Origin of the sequence: Nonomuraea longicatena (assembly GCF_039525605.1) — a bacterium.
Classification (GTDB): domain Bacteria; phylum Actinomycetota; class Actinomycetes; order Streptosporangiales; family Streptosporangiaceae; genus Nonomuraea; species Nonomuraea longicatena.
This window is the reverse complement of record NZ_BAAAHQ010000028.1, coordinates 1-3,537: the sequence shown is the minus strand read 5'-3', so window position 1 is coordinate 3,537 and position 3,537 is coordinate 1. Positions and strand designations below refer to the sequence as shown.

3 protein-coding genes are annotated in these 3,537 nt (G+C 70.0%); 1 reads left to right on the top strand and 2 read right to left on the bottom strand.

Translation table 11 applies throughout. The features are described from left to right. Window positions 1-68: 68 nt before the first annotated feature. Complete coding sequence (locus tag ABD120_RS26155) at window positions 69-443, bottom strand: cupin domain-containing protein (protein ID WP_343952720.1); 375 nt, start codon at window positions 441-443, stop codon at window positions 69-71. 62 nt (window positions 444-505) lie between these two features. Here ABD120_RS26155 and ABD120_RS26150 point away from each other — a divergent pair, with 62 nt between their 5' ends. After that, entirely contained in the window at window positions 506-973 is a 468-nt protein-coding gene (locus tag ABD120_RS26150; protein ID WP_343952719.1) for a MarR family winged helix-turn-helix transcriptional regulator, read from the top strand. A 544-nt stretch (window positions 974-1,517) separates the two neighbouring features. On the opposite strand, the gene ABD120_RS26145 is transcribed toward ABD120_RS26150, so the two are convergent. Beyond that, the gene (locus ABD120_RS26145; RefSeq protein ID WP_343952718.1) at window positions 1,518-2,456 is read right to left on the bottom strand and encodes a sugar phosphate isomerase/epimerase family protein; all 939 of its coding nucleotides are present in this window, start codon (window positions 2,454-2,456) and stop codon (window positions 1,518-1,520) included. Window positions 2,457-3,537: the final 1,081 nt, after the last annotated feature.

Genomic DNA, 3,537 nt, shown 5'->3' with positions numbered 1-3,537 from the left:
CGAGCTCTACCAGATCATCACCACGAACGATCATGAACTCGCGGCTTGACATCGATAGGAGCATCCGATCAGGAGATCCAGGCGGGGACGCCGTACTCCCTGCCGTCCGCGCCGAACGCCCTGGCCTCGGGCGACGCGGTGACCACGGCCGTGTACCCCCTGTCCCCCGCCAGGATCCTTCTGAGGACACCGGCCGGCATGATCACCGTGTCCCCCCGGGTCACGACCAGGGACTCATCGCCGAGTTCGACGGTGGCCGCGCCGTCCAGCCAGGTCCAGATCTGCTCGACGTCGAAGGCGTGCTGCGGCCCTTCGGCCTGGGGCTCCGCCTCGACCCGCCACAGCGACCGCTCGGCACCGCCGACGGTGGGCGAGGCGAGCGTGGTCATGACCGCGTTGGGCGTCTCCGTGTCGCGAGTGTCGGCGTTGCGCACGAGCGTCATCTCAATCACTCCCCTATGATAGACAATCAGGTTGTCGAAAAAGGTAAACGAGGTTGTCTATCATGTCAAGCGTCCCTCCCGGCTTCGAGCTGCCCCTGCGGCTGTTCATGGGCTTTCGCGTGCTCATCGACGCCCTCCACGCCGAACTCGCCCGCCGGGGGCACCCGGACCTCCGTCCCATGCACGGCTTCGTCATGCAGGCCGTGGGCCGCCAGGGCACCACCGCCGTCGAACTCGGCCGCACCCTGGGCGTGTCCAAGCAGGCGGCGGGCAAGACCATCGACGCCCTGGAACGCCTCGGCTACCTGGCCCGCACCCCCGACCCGTCCGACAGCCGCCGCAAACTGGTCACCCTGACGCCGCGCGGCGTCGACGCACTGACCCTGTCCGCCCGCGTCTTCGACGACCTGCGGCGCGAATGGTCCGACAAACTGGGCGAGGAGACGCTCCGGTCGCTCGAATCCGCCCTCCGCCACCTCACGCCCACCGCGTTCCCCCTCGACGCCCCGGGGTGGTTCGGCTCACTATGACCCCGTCCAGCTTTCCATCCGTTACGGCGAAGCCCCCGCCACCGCCACCCGCCGCACTCCGGCGAAGGGCCTCCAGGAACACGCCCCTCCCCGCCCCACTCCCCGCCGCAACGCCGCCCTCTTACCCACCGCCACGGCCGCGCCTCACCCGCCGCACAACGGCGCCGACAACCGCCGCACCCCATCCCACCGCGCGGCGCCGAACCTCACGGCACCGACGCCCGGCGACACAGCCACCACCACCCGGCACCGACCCACGCGGCGCCGACGCCCTGCCATCCGGCTACCGCCACCACGCGACGCCGAACCTCACAGCACCGACGCTCGGCCATCCGGCCACCGTCACCGAACCACGCGGCGCCGACGCTCGGCCATGCGGCTACCACCCGGCACCGAACCACTCGAGCCGACACTCGGCCATCCGGGCCACCGTCACCACACGGTGCCGGACCATGCGGCGCCGAACCATGCGGCGCCGAACCTCACAGTGCCGAGCCTCACAGCCGATGCTTGGTGATGCGCTGCCGTCGGCCGGTCGTGAAGACTAGGCGGCGAGCTGGAGGCCCAGGTTGGTGAGCTTGGTGCGGGCCCAGTCGAGTTCCTCGGCCAGCAGCGACACCAGCGCCCCCGGCCCCTTGGCCCGGCCCGGCACCGCCAGGTTGTGCGTCTCGACCTCGATGTGCGCGGTCCCGTTCACGGCGCCCGACAGCATCGCCGTCAGCGTGTCGTGCAGCACCGCGCCCGTGCTCGTGTGCTCCCCGGCGTGGTTGTGCACGTGCCCGAGCTTCACCACCGGCGCCCCGGCCTCGGCGAACCCGCGCAGCGCCGCGCCCGGCTCCTCCGTGCCGCACGCCAGGTGGCAGGCGTCGAGACACACCCCGAGGTGTTCGGAGTCGAGGCCGCCCACGCGCTCCAGCGCCTGCTCGGTCGTCTCCAGCACGCACCCGGGCCACGGCTCGAACCCGACCCTGATCGTCTTGCCGGTGACGCTGTAGATGCCGCGCAGTTCGCGAGCCAGCCGCTCCAGCCGCTTGGTGGCGATGGTGTGCAGGTCGGACGGCCAGTCACGGCGCCACCCGATGGGAATTGTGGAAATACTGCCGAACCGGACATCCTCCGGCAGCAGGAACGCCAGGATCTTGGCCAGCGACATCGTGTACCGGTACCGCTCGGGCTTGGCCCAGTCGGGGCCGGGAACGTCCTGGTTGCGGCCACCGGTGCCGTTGAGGCTGACGACCTCCAGCCCTCGCTCCTCCAGCGACCTGCGCAGCCGGACCAGTTCGATGCGGTCGGCCGTCAGATGGTCGGCCACCGCAGGGGACAGCCACAGCCCGATGCCCATCCGCTCGACGCCGAGCCGCTTGCGCACGGGCACGGCGTAGCGGGTGAGGTGGGCGATCAGGTTCTCCAGATCCTCTGCGGGATGCACGCCTGCGTTGTAGGCGAGGTGAACGAGCGTTCCGTCGTCGTGACGCAGGCGCATCGGTTTCCTCCACGGCATTCGGCTGTTTGAGAGACGTCGCAGTCCGCCCCGATGCGTGGGTTGATGTCTCGGCACTCCTCATGGAGCACACGCCGAGCCGCAGATGGACGGGATCCGGAGATCTTATGCTCTACGCAGTGTAGTACTACCCATGGTGGTGGTACACCCACCTAACCAACAATTACGCAACAACCACCCTGACGGCATCTCATCACACTCAGTCGCCCCACCGTGCCCACTCGTTACGACCAACCGCTCGATCCCCCGTCACGGCAAGCCGCCCCCACCCGCCTCCCACCCCTGCCCGCCAACGGCCTCCAAGGCGCCCCTCACCCCACACCACCCCACCGCAACGCCGCCTCGCTACCCAACTCCCGGGGACAGAGCCCACAACCCGGCCACTTCGCCGACGCTCGCTACCACCGACCCGTCCAATCCCCTGTTACGGCAAGCCGCCCCCACCCGCCTCCCGCCGCCGCCCGCCAACGGCCTCCAAGGCGCCTCTCACCCACACACGACCCACGCCACGCCACCCGGTCACCCGACCCCGGAGATCAAGCCCGGGACCAAGCCCGGAGATCGAGGCCGGAGATCGAGGCCGGAGATCGAGGCCGGAGATCGAGGCCATGGCCCGGCCCAACGGTTACCCGACCTCCGGAATTGGCCCATGACCCGGCCGACGGGGTCACCGGACTCCCTGGGACCGAGCCAGGCTGAGCCCCCAGCCCAGCCCCCGGCCCAGCCACCTCGCGGCTTACCGGGCGCCGTGACGGCGGGGCGAGGTGGCGGCGAGGAGCGCCTTGGAGGCCGTCAGGTGGGGCGGTGGGAGGCGGTGGAGCGGCTTGGCCGTGACAGATAAGAACAAAGGGGTCTGGTTGCAGCAGAAAGCCCCTCACGCGTTCATCGCGTGAGGGGCTTTCCCCGCCTCTAGTTCTGGATCGGCGCGGCGATGGCGGCGGCCGAGTCGGGCACCGGGCTGGCAGCCTCGCCCACGAAGACGAACTTGGCGTCGTCGCCCTCGCCCTCGGTCGTCACCTTGATGACCTGCCCCGGACGCAGATCCCCATAAAGGATCTTCTCC